This window comes from Salibacterium salarium (genome assembly GCF_030813635.1).
GTDB lineage: Bacteria > Bacillota > Bacilli > Bacillales > Marinococcaceae > Salibacterium > Salibacterium salarium.
The window spans coordinates 934,992-955,325 of record NZ_JAUSUM010000001.1; the positions used below are offsets into that span (position 1 = coordinate 934,992).

Annotated in this window: 19 protein-coding genes and 1 other annotated feature; of the genes, 15 read left to right on the plus strand and 4 right to left on the minus strand. The window is 40.1% G+C overall.

What is annotated here, in order from left to right:
- The first annotated feature begins 133 nt into the window (after positions 1–133).
- Positions 134–367, plus strand: a binding site (T-box leader).
- 89 nt (positions 368–456) lie between these two features.
- Positions 457–2,877, plus strand: coding sequence for a leucine--tRNA ligase (gene leuS, locus J2S78_RS04510; RefSeq protein WP_306896667.1), 2,421 nt, complete (start codon positions 457–459; stop codon positions 2,875–2,877).
- 218 nt (positions 2,878–3,095) lie between these two features.
- Here the strand turns inward: leuS and J2S78_RS04515 are convergent, their stop codons facing one another.
- A complete protein-coding gene (locus J2S78_RS04515) occupies positions 3,096–4,379 on the minus strand; it encodes a BaiN/RdsA family NAD(P)/FAD-dependent oxidoreductase (RefSeq protein ID WP_306896669.1) in 1,284 nt (427 codons plus the stop codon).
- Between the two features lie 105 nt (positions 4,380–4,484).
- Between J2S78_RS04515 and J2S78_RS04520 the strand changes: the two genes are divergently transcribed.
- The 5 genes from J2S78_RS04520 to J2S78_RS04540 all read left to right on the plus strand — a co-directional run bounded on the left by J2S78_RS04520 (position 4,485) and on the right by J2S78_RS04540 (position 9,362).
- The gene (locus J2S78_RS04520; RefSeq protein WP_306896671.1) at positions 4,485–4,892 is read left to right on the plus strand and encodes a secondary thiamine-phosphate synthase enzyme YjbQ; all 408 of its coding nucleotides are present in this window, start codon (positions 4,485–4,487) and stop codon (positions 4,890–4,892) included.
- An 87-nt stretch (positions 4,893–4,979) separates the two neighbouring features.
- Positions 4,980–6,614: a putative polysaccharide biosynthesis protein gene (locus J2S78_RS04525; protein ID WP_306896673.1), complete on the plus strand. Its 1,635-nt coding sequence runs from the start codon at positions 4,980–4,982 to the stop codon at positions 6,612–6,614.
- 150 nt (positions 6,615–6,764) lie between these two features.
- The gene (gene ftsW, locus J2S78_RS04530; protein ID WP_306896675.1) at positions 6,765–7,904 is read left to right on the plus strand and encodes a putative lipid II flippase FtsW; all 1,140 of its coding nucleotides are present in this window, start codon (positions 6,765–6,767) and stop codon (positions 7,902–7,904) included.
- Positions 7,905–7,935: 31 nt separating this feature from the next.
- Complete coding sequence (locus J2S78_RS04535) at positions 7,936–8,619, plus strand: hypothetical protein (RefSeq protein ID WP_306896677.1); 684 nt, start codon at positions 7,936–7,938, stop codon at positions 8,617–8,619.
- Complete coding sequence (locus J2S78_RS04540) at positions 8,619–9,362, plus strand: pseudouridine synthase (RefSeq protein WP_306896679.1); 744 nt, start codon at positions 8,619–8,621, stop codon at positions 9,360–9,362. Before J2S78_RS04535 ends, J2S78_RS04540 begins: the two co-directional genes overlap by 1 nt.
- Before the next feature lie 30 nt (positions 9,363–9,392).
- Here the strand turns inward: J2S78_RS04540 and J2S78_RS04545 are convergent, their stop codons facing one another.
- Together J2S78_RS04545 and cysK are read right to left on the minus strand one after the other, a co-directional pair.
- Positions 9,393–9,611 (minus strand): DeoR family transcriptional regulator, encoded by a 219-nt coding sequence (locus tag J2S78_RS04545; RefSeq protein ID WP_125555048.1) that lies wholly within the window; start codon positions 9,609–9,611, stop codon positions 9,393–9,395.
- A gap of 741 nt (positions 9,612–10,352) precedes the next feature.
- Positions 10,353–11,300 (minus strand): cysteine synthase A, encoded by a 948-nt coding sequence (gene cysK, locus J2S78_RS04550; RefSeq protein WP_306896681.1) that lies wholly within the window; start codon positions 11,298–11,300, stop codon positions 10,353–10,355.
- Between the two features lie 342 nt (positions 11,301–11,642).
- Here cysK and thpR point away from each other — a divergent pair, with 342 nt between their 5' ends.
- From thpR to J2S78_RS04570, 4 genes are all read left to right on the plus strand, one after another.
- The gene (gene thpR / locus J2S78_RS04555) at positions 11,643–12,197 is read left to right on the plus strand and encodes an RNA 2',3'-cyclic phosphodiesterase (protein WP_306896683.1); all 555 of its coding nucleotides are present in this window, start codon (positions 11,643–11,645) and stop codon (positions 12,195–12,197) included.
- Between the two features lie 88 nt (positions 12,198–12,285).
- Complete coding sequence (locus tag J2S78_RS04560; protein WP_306896685.1) at positions 12,286–12,651, plus strand: CidA/LrgA family protein; 366 nt, start codon at positions 12,286–12,288, stop codon at positions 12,649–12,651.
- Complete coding sequence (locus J2S78_RS04565; protein WP_306896687.1) at positions 12,644–13,333, plus strand: LrgB family protein; 690 nt, start codon at positions 12,644–12,646, stop codon at positions 13,331–13,333. The genes J2S78_RS04560 and J2S78_RS04565 overlap by 8 nt, the downstream gene beginning before the upstream one ends.
- Positions 13,334–13,353: 20 nt before the next feature.
- Entirely contained in the window at positions 13,354–14,316 is a 963-nt protein-coding gene (locus J2S78_RS04570) for a nuclease-related domain-containing protein (RefSeq protein ID WP_306896689.1), read from the plus strand.
- Positions 14,317–14,678: 362 nt separating this feature from the next.
- Here J2S78_RS04570 and purU read toward each other — a convergent pair whose 3' ends face one another.
- Positions 14,679–15,551 (minus strand): formyltetrahydrofolate deformylase, encoded by an 873-nt coding sequence (gene purU / locus J2S78_RS04575; protein ID WP_306896693.1) that lies wholly within the window; start codon positions 15,549–15,551, stop codon positions 14,679–14,681.
- A gap of 445 nt (positions 15,552–15,996) precedes the next feature.
- Between purU and J2S78_RS04580 the strand changes: the two genes are divergently transcribed.
- From J2S78_RS04580 to pfkB, 5 genes are all read left to right on the plus strand, one after another.
- Positions 15,997–16,788 (plus strand): phosphotransferase family protein, encoded by a 792-nt coding sequence (locus tag J2S78_RS04580; protein ID WP_306896694.1) that lies wholly within the window; start codon positions 15,997–15,999, stop codon positions 16,786–16,788.
- A 73-nt stretch (positions 16,789–16,861) separates the two neighbouring features.
- Positions 16,862–17,515: a tRNA (guanosine(46)-N7)-methyltransferase TrmB gene (trmB, locus tag J2S78_RS04585; protein ID WP_306896696.1), complete on the plus strand. Its 654-nt coding sequence runs from the start codon at positions 16,862–16,864 to the stop codon at positions 17,513–17,515.
- 86 nt (positions 17,516–17,601) lie between these two features.
- Positions 17,602–18,450, plus strand: a complete 849-nt coding sequence (locus J2S78_RS04590) for a YtnP family quorum-quenching lactonase (protein WP_306896699.1) — start codon at positions 17,602–17,604, stop codon at positions 18,448–18,450.
- 187 nt (positions 18,451–18,637) lie between these two features.
- Positions 18,638–19,393 carry a DeoR/GlpR family DNA-binding transcription regulator gene (locus tag J2S78_RS04595; RefSeq protein WP_306896701.1) on the plus strand — a complete coding sequence of 252 codons (756 nt, stop codon included), beginning with the start codon at positions 18,638–18,640 and terminating at the stop codon, positions 19,391–19,393.
- Complete coding sequence (gene pfkB, locus J2S78_RS04600) at positions 19,390–20,334, plus strand: 1-phosphofructokinase (protein ID WP_306896703.1); 945 nt, start codon at positions 19,390–19,392, stop codon at positions 20,332–20,334. Before J2S78_RS04595 ends, pfkB begins: the two co-directional genes overlap by 4 nt.

The window sequence follows — 20,334 nt, forward strand, 5'->3', positions numbered from 1 at the left end:
TGTACATATTTGTTTTATAATAACGAGCAAACCCCGCCAATTCTTGACAGATGCATAATGAATTCATAAAATGTCAAGTATTAAGAGGTTGCGTATGGTCTATTTTTATGCGCATGCGTGCAGGCAATATAAGAAGAATACGTTGATAAGGAATAGTAATAGTTTGGCCTGGTTACAGAGAGTCGACGGGTGGTGAAAGTTGGACGAAGGCAGCTGTGAACTCCCCTTTGAGTTGCAGGGAAGAAGGCTGAAGTATTTTCTGCCGTTCATCCGCGTTATGGATAACAAGAGCGGGCATGCATTTGCCATGTCAACCAGGGTGGTACCGCGGGAATGGTTATAAGCACGACAACCTCTCGTCCCTATGACGTGTTAGGGGGCGGGAGGTTTTTTCTATATGGTAAAAAACATACGTATATGAGCATGTTTGAAGAAAGCAAAGGAGGGTGACATACGATGGCTTTTTCCCATCAAGACATAGAGAAAAAATGGCAGCAGTATTGGGAAAATAATAAAGTATTTAAAACGTCGGATCAACCGGGAGAAGGGCCGGACTTTTATGCGTTGGACATGTTTCCGTATCCATCTGGTTCCGGACTTCACGTTGGTCATCCGGAAGGCTATACAGCAACGGACATCCTTTCACGAATGAGACGGATGCAAGGATATAATGTTCTGCACCCAATGGGATGGGACGCATTTGGACTTCCGGCTGAGCAATTTGCGCTGGATACCGGCAAAAATCCGCGTGAATTCACACAAGCGAATATCGAAACGTTTAAACGCCAAATCAAAGCACTAGGATTTTCTTATGATTGGGACCGTGAAATCAATACGACGGATCCGAATTACTATAAGTGGACACAATGGATTTTTATTCAGCTGTATAAAAAAGGTCTTGCTTACATCGATGAAGTTGCAGTGAACTGGTGTCCGGCTCTTGGTACGGTTCTTGCGAATGAAGAAGTGATTGATGGCAAGAGTGAAAGAGGCGATCACCCGGTTGAACGTCGTCCAATGAAGCAATGGATGTTGAAAATCACAGATTACGCTGACCGCTTGCTTGAAGATTTGGATGAACTCGATTGGCCGGAAAGTGTCAAAGATATGCAACGTAACTGGATTGGCCGCTCGGAAGGGGCGGAAGTTTATTTTAATGTTGATGGTCTAGATGAAAACTTTACTGCGTTTACCACCCGCCCTGATACATTGTTTGGGGCTACCTACTGCGTGTTCGCGCCAGAACATGAGTTAATTGATAAAATAACGACAGAAGAGCAAAAACAAGCTGTAGAAGCGTACAAAAAAGAAGTAGGTACGAAAAGTGATTTGGAACGGACCGAACTTCAAAAAGATAAAACCGGCGTTTTTACAGGGGCTTACGCATTGAATCCAGTAAGCGGGGAAAAGCTTCCAATTTGGATTGCAGACTATGTTCTTGTCAGCTATGGAAGTGGTGCGATTATGGCTGTGCCAGGCCACGATCAGCGTGACTATGAATTTGCTCAGAAATTCGAACTTCCGATTGTAGAAGTGGTAGAAGGCGGCAATCTGAATGAAGAAGCGTATGATGGAGATGGCGCACACGTGAATTCAGAGTTTTTGAATGGTCTTCATACTTCTGAGGCAATTCCAAAAATGATAGAACGCTTGGAAACAGACGGCAAAGGTAAGAAGCAAGTAACGTATCGTTTGCGCGATTGGTTATTTAGCCGTCAGCGTTATTGGGGCGAACCGATTCCGATGATTCACTGGGAAGATGGGTCTTTATCCCCCGTTTCTGAAAATGAATTGCCGCTTGAACTGCCGCAATTAGGAGAGTTTAAGCCGTCGGGTAATGGTGAATCCCCACTTGCTAACGCGACGGAATGGCTTGAGGTCATTGATCCAGAAACGGGAATGAAAGGCCGTCGTGAAACGAATACAATGCCACAATGGGCAGGAAGCTGCTGGTATTATTTACGTTTCATTGATCCGGATAACGATGAAAAGCTCGCCGATGAGGAAAAATTAAAGCGTTGGCTGCCGGTTGATATTTATGTAGGCGGTGCTGAACATGCGGTGCTTCACCTGTTATATGCACGCTTTTGGCATAAAGTCTTATATGATATAGGAATTGTACCAACGAAAGAACCGTTTCAACGACTTTATAACCAAGGCATGATTCTCGGTGAAAATAATGAAAAGATGAGTAAGTCCAAAGGAAATGTTGTGAACCCTGATGATATCATTAAAACGCATGGTGCGGATACATTGCGTTTATACGAAATGTTTATGGGACCGCTTGATGCTTCTGTCGCATGGTCTGAAAATGGTCTGGATGGAGCACGTCGTTTTCTAGATCGCGTTTGGCGCTTATTCACTAATGATAAACAAGGGCTGACTGAAGCCATCACAGATAATGTGGAAGACGAAGAATTCACGCGGACGTATCATAAAACGGTGCAAAAGGTAACCGAAGAATTCGAACATCTACGTTTTAACACAGGCATTAGTCAGTTAATGGTGTTTGTAAATGAAGCTTATAAGCAAGATACGTTGCCGCGCGAATTCGCAGAAGGCTTTATGAAGCTGTTGTCTCCTGTTGCTCCACACATTTCAGAAGAAATCTGGGAGCTTTTAGGTCATGGAGGCACTATCGCTTATGAACCGTGGCCAACGTATGATGAGAACATGTTGATAGAAGATGAAGTAGAAATCGTCTTGCAAATCAATGGCAAAGTTCGCTCTAAGGCAATCGTTCCAAAAGATGCCGATAAAGATCAATTAGAAGAGTTGGCAAAAGAAGACGAAAAAATAAAAGAAGAAATCGAAGGCAAAACAATACGCAAAGTCATTGCTGTCCCAGGCAAACTTGTGAACATTGTGGCAACCTAATGAATGAAAAAATGCTGGTGGACTTTTCCATCAGCATTTTTAGTTATTAGATAGGGAGCGAAAGCCCTTGTGTATAAATTTGTGGATAACTTTTGTTTTTGTGGATAACTATGAATAAATGGATGGATGAATAGTGACTGTAACCGATTCATTATTAGAAAAAAGGTGTCGTGACGGGTGTTAATTTTCCACAGTTTATCAACATACATTTGTCCACATTATGGGGAAAACGTGTTGGCTTCTGCAATGGATTCAGCGGCTGCTTTCCCTGCTGTATAACCAGTGGAAAAAGCGCATGTAATATTGAAGCCGCCTGTGTAGGCATGAATATCGAGAATTTCACCGCAGAAGTATAAGCCGCTTTTGTATTTAGATTCCATTCGTTTCGGGTATATTTCTTTAATGGAAACTCCACCTCCTGTCACAAAGGCATCTTCAATCGACAAGGTGCCATTTACCTCAAAGCGAAAATCGGTTAATAAACCGGCAAGCGTTCGCAAGGAATCATTAGGGATATCTTGCAATGCTTTCGTTTCTACAATGTCGGCTTTTTTTAGAAAAAAGGATAACAATCGTTCGGCAGCGATATTTTTTAACGCGTTTTTCGAAGCTTTGGCTCCTTCTTGCTTCTTTCGTTCCAGAAGCTTTTGAAACATGTCTTCTGTATTTGTATCAGGATAGATGGAAATTCCCATTGGAATCGTTTTTGTTTGATGTTTTTTCAGAGCTTTCACGACAAATTGACTGCAACGAAGCACAATCGGGCCCGATATTCCAAAATGGGTAAAAATCATATCTCCGCGGTGGGTTTTGATTTTTTTTCCTTTCGGATTGTACACCGTTAAGGCGGCATTTGAGAGCGAAATGCCTTGTAGTGTCTTGTCTTTGATAAAGGATTCATCAGATGTGATTGGTACTTCGGTTGGGTATAGTTCTGTGATGGTATGTCCGGCGGCTTTTGCCCATGGATATCCGTCTCCTGTACTTCCAGTATTAGGGACGGATTTACCGCCGGTTGCAATAATAACAGCATCTGCGTGCAGCTGCTCTCCCCCTTCTAACATAACACCAGTTGTCTTTTCTTCTTCTAGTAGGAGAGAGTCCACTTTCGTTTGCAATCGAGTATCAACACCCAATTTTGCGATTTTGTCCAGCAATGTTTGAACGACTGTCATCGCTTTATCGTTTACGGGAAACATTCGTCCCATATCCTCTTCTTTCAATTCGATGCCAAGGTTTTCGAAAAAAGCGATAATATCTTCGTTGTTAAAAACAGAAAAAGGACTATGCATGAATTTCCCGTTCCCTGGAATATGATCAATCAGTTCTTTTTGTTCCATTCTGTTGGTGACATTACAGCGTCCCCCGCCGGAAATGGCTAGTTTTCTACCTAACTTTTTACCTTTGTCGACGATGACGACACTTGCTCCATGGGTGGCGGCTGATACAGCAGCCATTAAGCCGGCTGGCCCCCCGCCGATAATAACGACATTATATTTCATATACTTCCCTACCTTATTTAATTTCTCGGTGATGTGATAAGCTATAACTATCATAATCCATTATTACAAACATAAACAAGTTGTCAAAAAAGGAGGACACACAGCATGTTGGAAAAATTAACGGTGGAAACAAATGACCACGATGAAATGGTAGATATGACAAACGAGGTCAAACGTTTTATTAGTAGACAAGGAATGGAAAACGGTATAGTCATTGTTTATTGTCCGCATACAACAGCTGGCATCACAGTGAACGAAAATGCGGATCCGGATGTACAACGAGATATGTTGATGAGACTTGATGAAGTGTATCCGTGGAATCATTCAAAGTACAGACACGGGGAAGGGAATTCTGCCTCTCATCTAAAGGCAAGTACTGTCGGAACGCAGCAATCTATTATTGTTGATCATGGAAGTTTGATTCTTGGCACGTGGCAAGGCATTTATTTTTGTGAGTTCGATGGACCACGCAAGCGCACCATGTATTTGAAAGGAATGACAGATTCGAAATAATCGATAGGGGAATATATACGTCGAGTATGGTAAAATTTCAAAGGAGTGATGTATCACTTTAGCTTGAGCGTTATTGGAGTGGAAGGAATGTCCGATTCAAATAAATTTTTACGGGGTACAATGATTTTATCTTTATCCCAGTTTCTTTCAAAGTTTCTTGGAATGATTTATGTGTTCCCTTTTGTCGCTATGGTAGAACAGCAGGGGATGGCACTTTATCAATATGGCTATCAGCCTTATACGATTCTATTGAGTCTGGCAACACTTGGCGTGCCAATGGCTGTGTCAAAGTTTGTATCAAAATATAATGCACTCGGTGACTACAGGACAGGACAAAGGTTGTTTCAATCTGGATTAATAGTGATGACATTAACCGGCTTTGTTGCGTTTGTGCTGTTATTTTTGATGGCCCCGACGATTGCGGATTGGATTATACAAAACCCCGATGAAATAGGTGGGAACGATTTATCTTCTGTCGTCTTTACGATACGGATGGTAAGTGTGGCCCTTCTATTAATTCCGGCGATGTCTGTGTTTCGCGGCTACTTTCAAGGACATCAATCGATGGGGCCGACGGCTGTTTCTCAAATTATTGAACAAATTATCCGAATAGGATTTATATTGGCGATGACGTTCGCCATCTTAAACATCTTTAATGGAGAACGAGCTACAGCCATCGGTTTCGCAACATTTGGCGCTTTTGTCGGTGGTTTAGGTGCACTTGGTGTATTGTTGTATTATTGGAAAAAACGAAAGCATGATATGCAAACAGAAGTTGACCAAAGCCCGGTGGATTATCAAGTTCCGTTAAAGTCAATGTATAAGGAACTTATTGCTTATGCTTTGCCGCTATCGTTTGTCGGACTAGCTATTCCGCTATTTCAACTAATTGACTTATTTACATTTAATAATGCGTTAACAGCGACGGAGGCATTTACTCAAGGGGAGGCAGAAACAGCGTATGGCGTTTTTTCTGGTTCTGCTCATAAACTCATATTAATTCCTGTAGCTATTGCAACAGCAATGTCCGTGACACTTATTCCAACCATTACGAATTCTTTTACTAATGGTGATAGGGCGTTGCTGCAGCGACAAATCACACAAACTTATCAAGTCATATTATTTCTTGCGATTCCGGCAGCGGCTGGGTTGATGGTTTTATCTTATCCGACGTTTGCGATTCTATTTGGCCTTGGAGACGTGGAATTAGGCGGCACGATTTTACGATATTATGCACCAGCTGCGATTATGTTTTCGTTATTTTCTGTGACAGCAGCAGTTTTGCAAGGTATTAATTGTCAAAAAATTGCCGTTATGTCCTTGCTGGCAGGTCTTATCGTAAAAGCAACATCAGCTTATGGTTTTTTATATATGATGGGGCCGATTGGAGGAAGCTTCAGTACACTTGCAGGTTATAGCACAGCGCTTATTATCAATATTTGGGCAATTGGTAAGTTTGCAGCATTTGACTACGCAATAATTATAAAACGAACGATTTTAATAGTCATGCTTACACTCGGTATGGCAGTCGCTGTCATTATTGTTAAAGAAGGAGCAACAGCGTTGTTTCCGCTCGATTCATGGATGAATGCACTTTTAATTGAATTGTTTAGTGTCATTACTGGAGCAGGGCTATATTTTATTTTAACTGTAAAAACGGGACTAGCCGGTATCGTTCTTGGAGATCGTTTTTCGATATTGAAAAAAAATAATAATACGTAGTGAGTGTAGGTCATCCCCGTATGAAATACAGGCGAATGTCCCTTTTTTCCGGGATAGCCCAGTGGTATAATATAACAACACTCGAAAATTCATTGAAACAGACTTTGTTTCATACAGAAGAGATTCCATTCTTACATCCTTGGAGGAACAATGAAATTAAAACGTTATAAAGATTATGATTGGTGGTTAATTATAGCGACGTTATTGATTAGCGTTTTCGGGGCCATCATGATATACAGTGCAAGCTTTCCGCTTGCAATCGACATATATGACGATCCTTCTTATTTTTTTAACAGACAGCTCATTTGGTTAGCTATTGGTTCGATACTGTTGTTTTTCTTTATGCATTTTCGTTATGCTGTATTAAAAAATTTATCGCCGTTATTGATTATAGTATCTATCTTGTCTTTGGTTGCCGTTTTAATTTTAGGTACAAATACAAGAGGTGCGGTAAGTTGGATATCGATTGGGCCGTTTAGTGTTCAACCTGCAGAATTTGTGAAGCTTGCAATTATTATTTATTTGGCACAGGTTTATTCGCAGAAACAAGCGTATATTAATAAATTTATAAGCGGTGTTATCCCACCGCTTGTCGTTGTCGTATTTATCTTTTTGTTAATTATGCTACAGCCTGATCTGGGTACAGCAGCTGCTATTCTGATGACAGCTGGTATTATTGTATTTTTGTCAGGAGCAAAAATACGCCATTTGACGGTACTTGGTATTCTATCTGGGGGAGTCGTTACTTATTTTGCACTGAGCGAATCGTATAGAATTGAACGCTTGGCTGCCTTTCAAGACCCTTTTGAAACAGCAGAACGAGCCAGTGGCGGTGCTTATCAATTAATTCAAGCGTATATTGCAATGGCTCACGGTGGTTTGACCGGTGCTGGACTGGGGAAAAGTGTACAAAAGATGCATTTTTTACCGGACCCGCACACGGACTTCATTTTAGCTGTCATTGCAGAAGAGCTTGGTATTTTTGGGATTGGTTTTGTTTTGATTTGTCTTCTTACGATTGCCTGGCGTGGTATATTAGCTGGAATTCGTTGCGATAATACGTTTGGAACGTTACTTGCGTTTGGACTGGTTTTTCAGCTTGTTAGTCAAGCTGTCATTAATGCAGGGGCAGCAACTGGTCTTTTGCCGATTACCGGTCTGCCGTTTCCGTTTTTAAGTTACGGCGGTTCGTCATTACTCGTATCATTAATAGGGATTGGCATACTGGCGAGCATTTCTAAAGATGGGAAAAGGTCGAAACGAGAAAAAGAGGCAACACAAGCCGCTTAGATGGTTGGAACCACGGAAAGGAGTGTGTTTGTTGCTGCTTGTTGGATACGGAAAATTGGCACAGATGATTCTTTCTCTAAACCAAGAGCAAAAAACGTTCTATATTTATAATCGAACAGCAGATAAAGTAAAAAAAGCAGCTTCTTTTGATAAACGCATTCAATATTGCAATCCAGAATCTTTTTCAAAGTTCCGTTACGTGTTTCTTGCGTTACCGTCAGAGGCATGTGTTTCTTTTATAAAACAATATGCATCATTGTTTCCAAAAGGTTCTGTATTTTTTCTTCCCGCAACAAGCCTGTCCACGGATGAATTAAAAAGGGAAGCTCCGGATCACCATATCGTACCTTCAAAATTTGCTGGACATGCCCAACAGGCGAAAAGAGATAAACAACCGGGTATGTTTGTCGTTCCAACATCATTTGAAGAGGAACGAGATATGTTAAAGAAGTGGCTTGGACCAGTTTTTAACGTGGTAGACGGAACGGAAGAAATGGTAGAAACGGCGAACCGAGTAGCGGTGGAAGAAACGATGAAACTAATTGTTGCGCTAGAAAATCGGTTAAGTGACGCAAAAGTGTCTCCTGCTGTACAAGATGTTGTGTTAGCGCAAATCCCCGCTGGCGTCATACGTGCTCACTTGGAAGGGACGCACGGGGCATTTGCGAAAAAAGTATTGAAACAGCTCGAGATGAATAAAGGAGATAAAGGATAATGAGAGCAGATAAGCTACTGGCGAATACTGGATTTGGGACACGTAAAGAGGTGAAAAAACTCTTGAAACAAGGTGCTGTCACTGTAGACGGACAAAAAGTGACACAAGCTTCCGAACAAATAGACCCAGATACACAAGACGTAGAAGTAAAAGGTGAACCGCTTGTATATCGGGAGTATATATATTTGATGATGAATAAACCGAAAGATGTCATTTGTGCAACGGAAGACGATTTGCACGAAACAGTAATAGATATTTTAGAGTTTGAAGACATAGTACGAAAACCTTTTCCGATCGGGCGATTAGATAAAGATACAGATGGGCTGCTACTTTTAACGAATGACGGAAAGTTTTCTCATGCGTTGACTTCCCCTAAAAAAGGTGTGCCTAAAACATATACAGCAACGATTGATCAAGCGGTGACAACAGAAGATGCCACGGCATTTTCAAAAGGAGTGACCCTTGATGATGGGTATGAAACGAAACCGGCAGAATTGTATCTTAACGAGGAATATCCAGAAACCGTAACGATAACGATCCGCGAAGGAAAATACCATCAAGTTAAAAGAATGTTTGAATCAGTAGGAAAGCGTGTCCTTGATTTGAAGCGCATCCAGATTGGAAGCATTCCACTTGATGAGACGCTTGGAAGCGGAGAGTATAGAGATATGGAGGAAGAGGAAGTCACGCAATTGCTTGAAGAAGCTTACAGACACACAAAAGACGGAACCGCTCCTTCATAAAGCGGCTCCGTCTTTATTTGTTTTCATTCATTATGATACTTTTACCTTCTTACTAGTGGCTGCCCACTTTCCTCTTGACGGACTATGCACCAAATGATTATATTCCAGCACATTCAGATCCCTCTGAATCGTTCGCTGGGTGATTCCGAATTCGTCAACCAGTTCCCTCGTTGTCACTGTTCCTTTCTCTTTAATATAAAGATAAATCGACTTTACGCGGGTAATCATACGATCGGTTGATGGCCTCAAAAAACCACTCCTTAACTTTAATGGATAGCGAAGTACAGATTGGTCTGAACTTCAGGGGCGTTATCATTTCATGGTGTATGTTCCGCATTGACAGGAAAATGATGCAACATTCCATTCATTAGTAAGAGAGATGATATAGTTCGTCGTGTTTGTAAGTGTTAACCAAAGTAAAAGCAAGTATAATAATTTAATTAATTAATCCTATCAACGGCCCCTTATTTTGTACTTTTATTATACAATAAATTATATTCATGCGCAAAGCATATAAAAGGCGTGTTTGCAAGACTTAATAAAAAATATAGAAAAGTAATATTTTTTAAACGATAAGATTTGTTACTATCCAAAAGAGAGCTGTTAGCGGAGAATGTATCCCGTTACCAGTCGTTTAGTATTCTTATTATACAAAAGGGGGTTGTATCAAAAGTCTACTAATAGCCAAAAAGTACTTTGCTAGCATTTTGGGCATGCGCTGCAGGCGGACGCTTTCACTCCATAGCACAAGAGCGACATCGGCTCCCTGCGGATCACCGTGTCTTCTTTGCCGCGGGCAGCGCCTCAGCTTCTTCATACGGACTATTGTCCGTATGAAGGGATCTTCGGCTGCTGCTCTTCCCGCTGAAGTCGCCGCCTTCCGCTCCTGCCCATGGTTAAATTTTCTTTATCACAGAAAAGGAGCTGTACCTTTTGATACAGCCCCATCTAAGCATGTTAAACGTTGTAAGACTAGAAAGTTTATTATATTTAAGCGTCTGTTGCGTTTTCAAAATCAAAAAGGTCTGTGGAGAGGTAGCGTTCTCCAGTGTCACAAGCAATCACAATGACAATTTCGTCAGGGTCCAACTGCTTAGCTGTTTCCATACCGGCAAAACAAGCTGCACCAGAAGAAGGACCGACGAGGATGCCTTCTTTTTCTGCAAGACCACGTGTCACCCGATAAGCGTCTTCATCTGAAATTTTATAAATGTGACTATAAATGTCTTGGTTTAATACAGGCGGGATAAATCCTGGACTCGTTCCAACAAGTTTATGCGGACCAGGTTTTCCGCCTGATAATACAGGGGATCCATAAGGTTCAACAACATGGATGGTAAGTCCTGGATAATACTGTTTTAATGTTTCTCCTGTGCCTGTTATAGTACCGCCGGTTCCAGATGCTGCTACAAATGCCCCTAAAGGTTTTCCGATTTCATCCATTGCTTCTTTTATTTCCTCTGCTGTACCTGTTCTGTGGGCTGATGGGTTGTCTTCGTTTTCAAATTGCATCGGCATGAAGCTGTTAGGGATTTCTTCTGTTAATTCATGTGCTCTTTCTATCGCTCCCGGCATTTTTTTACTACCGGTAGTGAGCTCAACTTCTGCCCCATATGCTTTTAGTAAATTAATTCGTTCTTGTGACATCGTATCCGGCATAACTAAAATGGAGCGGTATCCTCTAGCTGAAGCATTCATAGCAAGTCCGATACCGGTATTTCCTGATGTTGGCTCAATAATAACCGAATCAGAGTGGAGAAGGCCTTTATTTTCTGCTTGAACAATCATATTTTTAGCAGCCCGGTCTTTGACGCTTCCACTCGGGTTTTGGAACTCTAATTTCAAATAAACTTGAGCTCCATCGGCATCTGGTAGATTATTTAATTTTACTAATGGGGTTTGTCCCACTAGATTACTCATATTGTCGACCACACGCATGAGACTAGTCACTTCCTTTTTTTAAATATAAAATGTAGCGCATCCTACTCGAGTTTCGAAAATCTTTACGATAGAAACCAAGTTTCTCGGCGTATTTTGTGCATTTTTTCATTTCTTACGAAAAAATCTTTAGCATATATCTTAACATAACCTGTTTCTTTATTCCCATTACGTGATTCTTCTCCCGTGTATGATGACATTAATTGATCTAGTCTAAAGCTATGTGAGATCAGTCAATCTACTTGACAAGTCTGTTTCATAAGGTTTTACTTTTCTTGGCCAAATGTTTTTGTATTCGGTATAATGGGGTTAATATAGGTAACCGATGAAAGGAGAAATGTTGTGGATTCTCATTATTTCCTAGCCCTTCCTCTTCCTGTAGAAGAAAAACGGCGGATTACACGTTGGAAAGAGGAGGCGAAACCGTATCTTTCCTTTAAGAAATGGGTTCACGAAAAGGATTACCACATTACTCTTTTTTTCTTAGGCTCGATGAATTCTCATCAAGTAAAAAAGATATCTGACGCGATGTCGGATATGGCTGCGGTAGCATCTCCTTTTATTATTTCCGGAGGAGGAATAGGATATTTTGGTCCTCCTGATACCCCTAAAGTTTGTTGGGTGGGTTCCCGACTTAATTCAAGGTTAGCGGAGATTCAAGCAAAGATATCAGCGAAATGCGTAGAACTTGGTTTTAACGAAGAGAAACGGCAATATCGTCCTCATATTACGATAGCTCGAAAATGGACGGGAGATAACTCTTTTCAAAAACAAGTGGAAAACGTTCCTGAACTATACGATTTTGACTGGGAAATTGATCATTTTGTCTTGTATAAAACTCATTTAAATCAAGAACCAAAGTATGAGGTGTTGGAACGTTTTTCACTTGGGGGATAACGGGTGTTCATCGACCGTTCAAGATATGTTAAAGAATTACTAAGTGGAACGATAGCCTGACTTGGCTGTGGTTAGAGGAGAAATAACGTTGGAACATATTCGAGTGGTTGTTCATATAGGGGTTCTTTATCTTTTTTATTATGCAGGAGTATGGATTGAGAACACATTTAATATGATGATTCCCGGAAGTATTATAGGAATGTTGTTGCTGCTTTGCTGTTTTTACTTAAAAATCTTCCGAACAAAATATGTGGAAAAGGGAGTAAACCTTTTATTGTCGCACATGCCTTTATTATTTTTACCTGTAACAGCAGGAGTAATTACTTATTTTCATATATTCACAGGTTCAGGATTATGGTTGGTATTCATTGCTTTTGTCAGCACCCTTATAGTAATGATTGTGTCAGGCTGGACTGCTCAATTTATTGTGAATAGGAGGGGATCCAATGAATGATTGGCTGATTGCAATTATGGCCGTTGCAGGAACAATCCTTGTATATGTGTCAGGACGTTATTTTTACAGTCGTTATCCGCAACCGTTTACTCTACCTATTGTGACGGGGACGTTAGTTATTGTTCTTTTTTTAGTGTTTACGAATGTATCATACCCTACATATATGATAGGGGGACAATGGATTGAGCATTTGCTGGGACCTGCTGTTGTTGCTCTAGCCATGCCTTTATATAAACAACGAGATATGTTAAAAAAGTACTTTTTTCCGTTGACTACTGCTGTTGCCGTTGGATCATCAGTTGGATTGCTTTCTGGATATTTTCCGGTCCGTTGGCTGCAAATAGATGACATGCTCATCGCTTCTGTTCTTCCTAAATCTGTGACGACTCCAGTAGCGATGGATGTGTCTGATTCCATAGGGGGAAATCCGTCTCTGGCAGCAATTTTTGTTATGGTAGCTGGCATTGGAGGAGTAGTGACGGCACCGTATCTATTTAAATGGTGCGGGATAGCTAATGATTTGGCCCGTGGAATTGCTTCTGGAACAGCTTCTCATGCAATAGGCACGGCAAAAGCGTTGGGAAATAGTGAAAGAGAAGGAGCGGCAAGTTCGGTAGCAATGACTTTAAGTGCATTGCTAGTATCTGTCATTGTTCCCTCATTAGTTATAATATTATTTTAAAGAGTAATGGAGGTACACAAGTGGCTCATTTAATAAAAATAGAAGATTATACGTCTAGATATCAACATGATATTCAACGCTATCTTGGCCAGTTTTCCCGTTTAAAAAAAGAACGCTGGGAAAGTATGAAGCGGGAATGGATAAAGGCAAATCGCTCCGCTGCAGAAGAAACCGATGAAGAAACCCTTGATGATTGGCTTGAAGGAGCAGATAGAGGTTTTTTTACAGCGACCCTTAACCGGTTAAAAAGTTTATCTGGTAGAAACCGGGACGTAAACGAAGAGACAGAGGAAGAGAAGGAAGAAGAGTTTTATAAAGGAAAATCTTTAGAAGAAGTGAAAGAAACTTTTTATGAAAACTTATTTCAAGCGCAGTTACGTTGGGCCAGTGCTTCTTTGCTCGATGAGTCAAGTCTCAATCCTAAATATAGGTACGACCAAACTCTTCGTTATTTTTTAAGACAACTTCCTGATAATTATATGGTGTTTTATTATCCCGTCTTTTCCATTGGGAAAACTCCGCTTGAAATGGATATTATTTTATTAAGTCCCACCTCGATATATTGTGTGTCTGTTTTGAATGGTGATGTGAATAGTGTTTTTGAGTCATCGTCAGGGCGATATTGGAACGAGTATGTTCATAAAGAAAGAAGACGGCGGGTGAACCCTGTTATTTCGTTGAATCGCATGAGCAGTGTGTTGCGCTCATTTTTACAAGACACTTCTCTTGATATGCAACTGCGTCGTATCGTATTATCCCCTGAATCTATTATTGATAATAGGTCAGCTGGCACGAAAATAGAAATCGTAGATAAGAGAAATATAGATGAATGGTTTGAAAAAAGAAAAAGAAATCCTTCGCCTATAAAAAAGAATCAACTATATGCGGTTGACGTGTTATTACAACATGCATTAACGAATTCATTCAGGCGTCGGGATTTGGTCGAAAACTATGATGTCAAAGAGAATGAAGAGTATTTATAAATCACAGGTGCTCCCATTAATCTGATGAAAAAAGAGCCAGGGACAAAACAAAGTAGTCTGCTAAAAGAGGTGGAGGCACTGTCTATTTATACTTATTTTTGAATAAAAAGGAAGTTAATCTCTGTGCTGTCTTGCTTTCTGTTCTGATATAAAGGGAATCGTTTTATTATGAATAAAATATTTGACATGCGTACTTTTTCAGCGGCCTCGAACAGCACGAGCCGAAGATACCGCTGGATAAAAAACGACCTATTTTGACGTAGCGATAAAACAATTCAAAAATCCGAACGATTCATTTGATATGAATCGTTCGGATTTTTTGTTTTTATAATGTTTTGTCCCTGCCTTTTCTCCTCGTATTATTAATTAAATACTAATGTCTTATTTTCGTGCACAAGTATTTTATCGTTGATGTGCCACTCCACAGCTCTTGCTAGCGCTATTTTTTCCACATTACGTCCCGCGATTTTTAAATCTTCTGCGGAATAGCGGTGGTTAACACGAAGAATCTCTTGCTCGATAATCGGTCCTTCATCTAAATCATCTGTAATATAATGAGCCGTTGCCCCGATTAATTTAACACCTCGTTCGAATGCTTTTTTATATGGATTAGCACCAATAAAGGCTGGTAGAAAAGAATGGTGAATGTTAATCACCTTATGTCGATACGCTTGAACAAAATTAGAAGATAGAATCTGCATATAACGAGCAAGCACAATGAAATCAACGTTATAATAATTAAGCACTTGCTTTGCTTCATGTTCAGCTTCGGGCTTTGTTTCTTTTGTCACTGGAATATGGTGAAATGTAATTCCATAACTTTCAACGATATCTTTTAAGTCAGCATGATTGCTTATAACTACGGGAATGTCAACCTCTAATTCTCCTGATCTCCATTTCCATAACAATTCAAGCAAACAATGGTCTTCCTTTGAAACGAAAATAGCCATCTTTTTCGTCTTACGTTCCTGCTCAAGCCGCCAACTCATATTAAATTGTTCCGCTATCGCTGGGAATTGCGCAAGAATAGTGTCATACGTTTCTTGGAAAGAAGGAAGGTCGAATTCAATTCTCATAAAAAACATGCCGCCTTCTGGATCAGTACTGTATTGGTCGGATTGCACTATATTTGCTTTATTATCGTGTAAGTATTTAGAAACGGACGCCACAATTCCAGGTTGGTCTGAACAGGATATGAGCAGGCGTGCCCGATTCGATGTGTTTGATTGGTGCATCGAGATTTTCCTCCATTTGCTACATTAATTTATTTTTTGTGATTCACTTCGAGTTTACTATATCACTCCTTTTACTGAAAAAAAAGAAGATCGATAAGACATCAAGACTTGAATGTTGTTGTTCAAGGGGGACGTTTGTAAACAGAACCGATGTTAAAGTGCAACATATCCGTATTTTAGACGACGAGAGTAATATATTGTCGTTGACGTTGAATCCATTTCTTTGATACTATTAAAAACGATTCACTCTTATATTAGTGAATGTTCAATCCATACCATAATTTCGTATTTGATAAAGCAGAGTCACTGTCTTTAGACTCTGCTTCCTTATGCTATTTATGTTTAATATAAAATGGAAAAGAGTGCTGCATGACTGCAAAAGCAGTAGCTTTAGAAAAGCAATGACTAATCAAGATAAAAATGAGTGAAAACGAGGGTGAAGGTATTGGAACTTCTATTAGGAGAAGACTGGACAGTTGAACCCGCTGGAGGAACTACTGGTGAAGCATATATTGCCTGGACAGGAGAGCAAAAGCTGTTCTTAAAGCGCAATTCTTCTCCATTTTTAGCAGTACTTTCTGCCGAAGGAATTGTTCCTAAGTTATTATGGACCAAGCGATTGGAAAATGGAGACGTGATTACAGCTCAGAGATGGGTTCATGGTCGAGAGCTAAGTGCTTCAGACATGGAACGCTCTGATGTTGCTCGTTTATTAAGCAAGATACATTCATCGAGTGAATTGCTTGATATGTTCAAACGGATAGGCAACGAACCGCTGACGCCCTCGACAATGATTGAGAATTTGAATACCCGGATGCTTGCAACGGGAACGTCATATTCTTTATTTCATGAAGCTATTCAATATTTGGTTTCAAATTATCAAGAAGTGAAGGCACCGAGTATGGTCGTCTGTCATTGTGATATTAATCATAACAATTGGATGATTAATTCCCATAACGAGCTTTACTTGATTGATTGGGACGGGGCAACGGTTGCCGATCCAGCCTTTGATCTTGGTTTGCTGTTATATGAATATATACCAACTGACAAGTGGGAAGCCTGGCTCCATCATTACGGGTTTCCATTGACGACTAATTTAAAACACCGTATGCATTGGTACGTTGTTTCTCATGCTTTGGATCATGCCCTTTACTACATCCACAAAGGAAACGAGAAACAAACGTTAAGCTGGACAGAATATCTCCACCAATTATTGTATGATGGAAAGATAGAATAGTCGATAGAAGCAAGGCCCGGTGTGAAAGCCGGACCTTTTTAACTGGTAGGAAAACAGAAAAAGGAGGGGCGGTATGAGACTCCGTCATAAACCGTGGGCGAAACAATTCATTGAAGAACATCCGGAATACGTGATGACCTCTTCTTCAAAAACCAAGACAAGTTGGAAAGAGCTGTTTGGAAATGATAATCCTATTTATGTGGAAGTGGGTACTGGAAAAGGAAAATTTCTCGATAACATGAGCCAAGAATATCCGAATATTAACTTTATTGGGATAGAGAAGTCCGAAAGTGTTTTAGTGATGGGATTACAACGTTTATTAAAAGATCATAAAAGCAATGTCCGCTTTATTAATGGAGATGTTCTTGATTTGCTTGATTTTTTTCAACCGGGAGAAGTAGATCGGCTGTTTATTAATTTTACCGATCCATGGCCGAAAAAAAGACATGAGAAAAGAAGACTGACGTATAAATCTTTTTTATCGCTTTATGAGCAAATTATGAGCGACAACGCTGAAATTCATATGAAAACGGACAACCAAGGGCTGTTTGAATACTCGCTGGAGAGCATGTCTCGTTATGGCATGACGTTAAAAAATATTTCACTCGATCTTCATAACAGTGAAAAGGAAGATAATATTATGACAGAATATGAGGAGAAATTTTCTCAAAAAGGTCAACGTATTTTTCGACTCGAGTCTTATTTTTCCTCTCCCTACCCTTCATAACCTACTCGAAAATCAAATTCGGGTAGTTTTTTTAATATATAATATGTATACTAAGGTTGTGAAAACGCATGCACAGGAGGTCTTTTATGGAACAATTAACGATAGGAAACTATACTTTGACGTGGCTTCGCGGAGGTGTCACTCATTTAGACGGCGGTGCCATGTTCGGAGTAGTACCAAAGCCGCTTTGGTCAAAAAAATATCCTGTGAATGATAAAAATCAAATTGAACTTCGCTCTGATCCGATTCTTATTCAAGGAAACGGTAAAAATATATTGATAGAAGCAGGTCTTGGCATTGATAGATTTACTGAAAAACAAAAGCGGAATTTCGGCATTACCGAAGAGTCTTTTGTCGATGAAGATCTTCATGCTCTAGGACTGACATCAGCTGACATAGATGAAGTGCTGATGACTCATATGCATTATGATCATGCCGCAGGTTTAGTTAAGTGGGAGGATAGTAAAGAAGTGCCCGCCTTTGAAAATGCGGTGATTTACTTGTCAGAAACAGAATGGGAAGAAACGAAAAACCCTAACATCCGCTCCGCAAATACATATTGGAAGCAGAATTGGAAGCCGGTTGAACATATGGTCAAAACTTTTCAGGAAGAGCGGACAGCAGCTCCAGGAATTGTTCAACAAAAAACAGGAGGCCATAGTAAAGGCATGTGTATCATAACAATAGAACAAAATGATGACATGCTTATTCATATGGCTGATAATATGGGAACACATGCTCATCAACCTGTATTGTGGGTGATGGCGTATGATGATTATCCGATTGATTCTATCGCAATGAAACAAAAGTTTATGGATATTGGTTGTAACAATGAAGCCTGGTTCACGTTTTATCATGATTACAAATATCGGGCGATACAGTTGGATAGTGCTGGATTAATCCAATCGTCCCTTGCTAAAAAAAATGAAATATAGTCTGATTTGAAGCTGTCTCATGAGTGAATCTCTCAATGAGGCAGTTTTTGTATGCGTATTGATTGAATACAATCAAAAATTAATGCAAAATATGATTGTTAATGCTTGATTTTGAATGAAAATGATTATATACTGTAATCAGAATTTGTAAGTAAGCGTTTCCTTGCTGATAAGAGAGGAGGTACCCATGCTTCACGTTGAAAGAAGAGAAGCTATCTTAAACGTTTTGAAATCTCAAGAAGTGGCATCTGTTCAAGATCTTGTTACGGCTACAGGAGCGTCCGAATCCACCATCAGACGAGATTTGACCGAATTGGAGTCAGAACAGTTTATAAAGCGTTTACATGGAGGGGCGTCCCTTTCTAAAAGGAAATTAGAAGAACCTTCTGTTGCTGAAAAACAAAGTATTCATCAAACAGAGAAACGCGGTATTGCTGAGTGGGCGGCTTCTCTAGTGAATGATAAAGATTGTTTGTTTATGGATGCTGGAACAACCACAGTAGAAATGATACCTTTTTTAGCTCAAAAAGAAGTAGTCGTTGTAACGAACGGGATTCCACATGTGCCGCTTTTGTTAGAACACGGTATTCAAACGTATGTTACAGGAGGGAAAGCAAAACCAGGAACATCTGCATTGACAGGGGAAAAAGCTGCATCTTCCCTAAAAGAGTTTCGATTTGATGCATGTTTTCTCGGTATCAACGGAATGGATGTCGAAAGTGGCTTTACAACACCAGACCCAGAAGAAGCTCATGTTAAGAAAACAGCACTTACTCTATCGACAAGACCATATGTACTTGCAGATCATTCGAAAACAGCAGAAGTCGCTTTTGCCAGTGTTGCTTCGCTGGAAGAGGCAATTATTATTACTTCCGAACAAATAGAATTAGAGCAATTAGAAAAGTTGAGACAACGAACAGAAGTAAAGGTCGTGAAAAAATGATTTACACATTAACCCTAAATCCGGCTCTTGATTATGTCATCGAGACGCCCGATTTTCAAACAGGGACCATTAACCGTTCAAAAGAAGACTTAAAGTACCCAGGTGGTAAAGGTATTAACGTATCCCGCGTCCTCGATAGACTCGGTGTCTCCAGTACAGCACTTGGGTTTTCAGGAGGATTCACCGGTGACTATATTAAACAAGTATTAAATCAAGAGAATATCACAACGGAATTTATTGATGTCGACGGGGATACGAGAATCAATGTGAAAATAAGAGGAGAAGAAGAAACAGAAATCAACGGAACTTCTCCAGATATTTCTAAAGAAAACATTGACGAATTGCTTACCAAACTAGACAAATTGGAAGAAAATGATCATCTCGTTATCGCAGGAAGTCTTCCGTCTATGCTACCCGAAGATTTGTATCAAACGTTAATGTCAGGATTAAAAGAAAAAAAGGTTAACGTCTACCTTGATACTAGTGGAAAGCCGTTGAAGGCTGCATTGCAGGCCAAACCATATTTCGTTAAACCAAATCATCATGAGTTAGCAGATTTGTATCAAACAACGATTTCTTCGGTGGAGGATGCAATCGAGTATGGAGAAAAAATGATGGAAGAATACGAAATTGATCATGCTGTTATATCGATGGCTGGTGAAGGTGCTATTTATTTGAATGAACAAGGTGCGTACCAAGCAGTACCCCCAGAACGTCCGGCTGTTAATTCAGTAGGTGCAGGAGACTCTCTAGTTGCAGGGTTTATAGCTAAACATCTTGCCTCAGACAATTCACAAGAAGTATTAACTTATGCTGTTGCAACAGGAAGTGCGACTGCTTTTTCCGAAACGTTTTGCACGTTGGAAGAAGTAGAAGCCGTTTACAGACAAGTGGAGACAAAGCCATTGAAAGAGAAAAACAAAAGCCAAAGGGAATTTTAA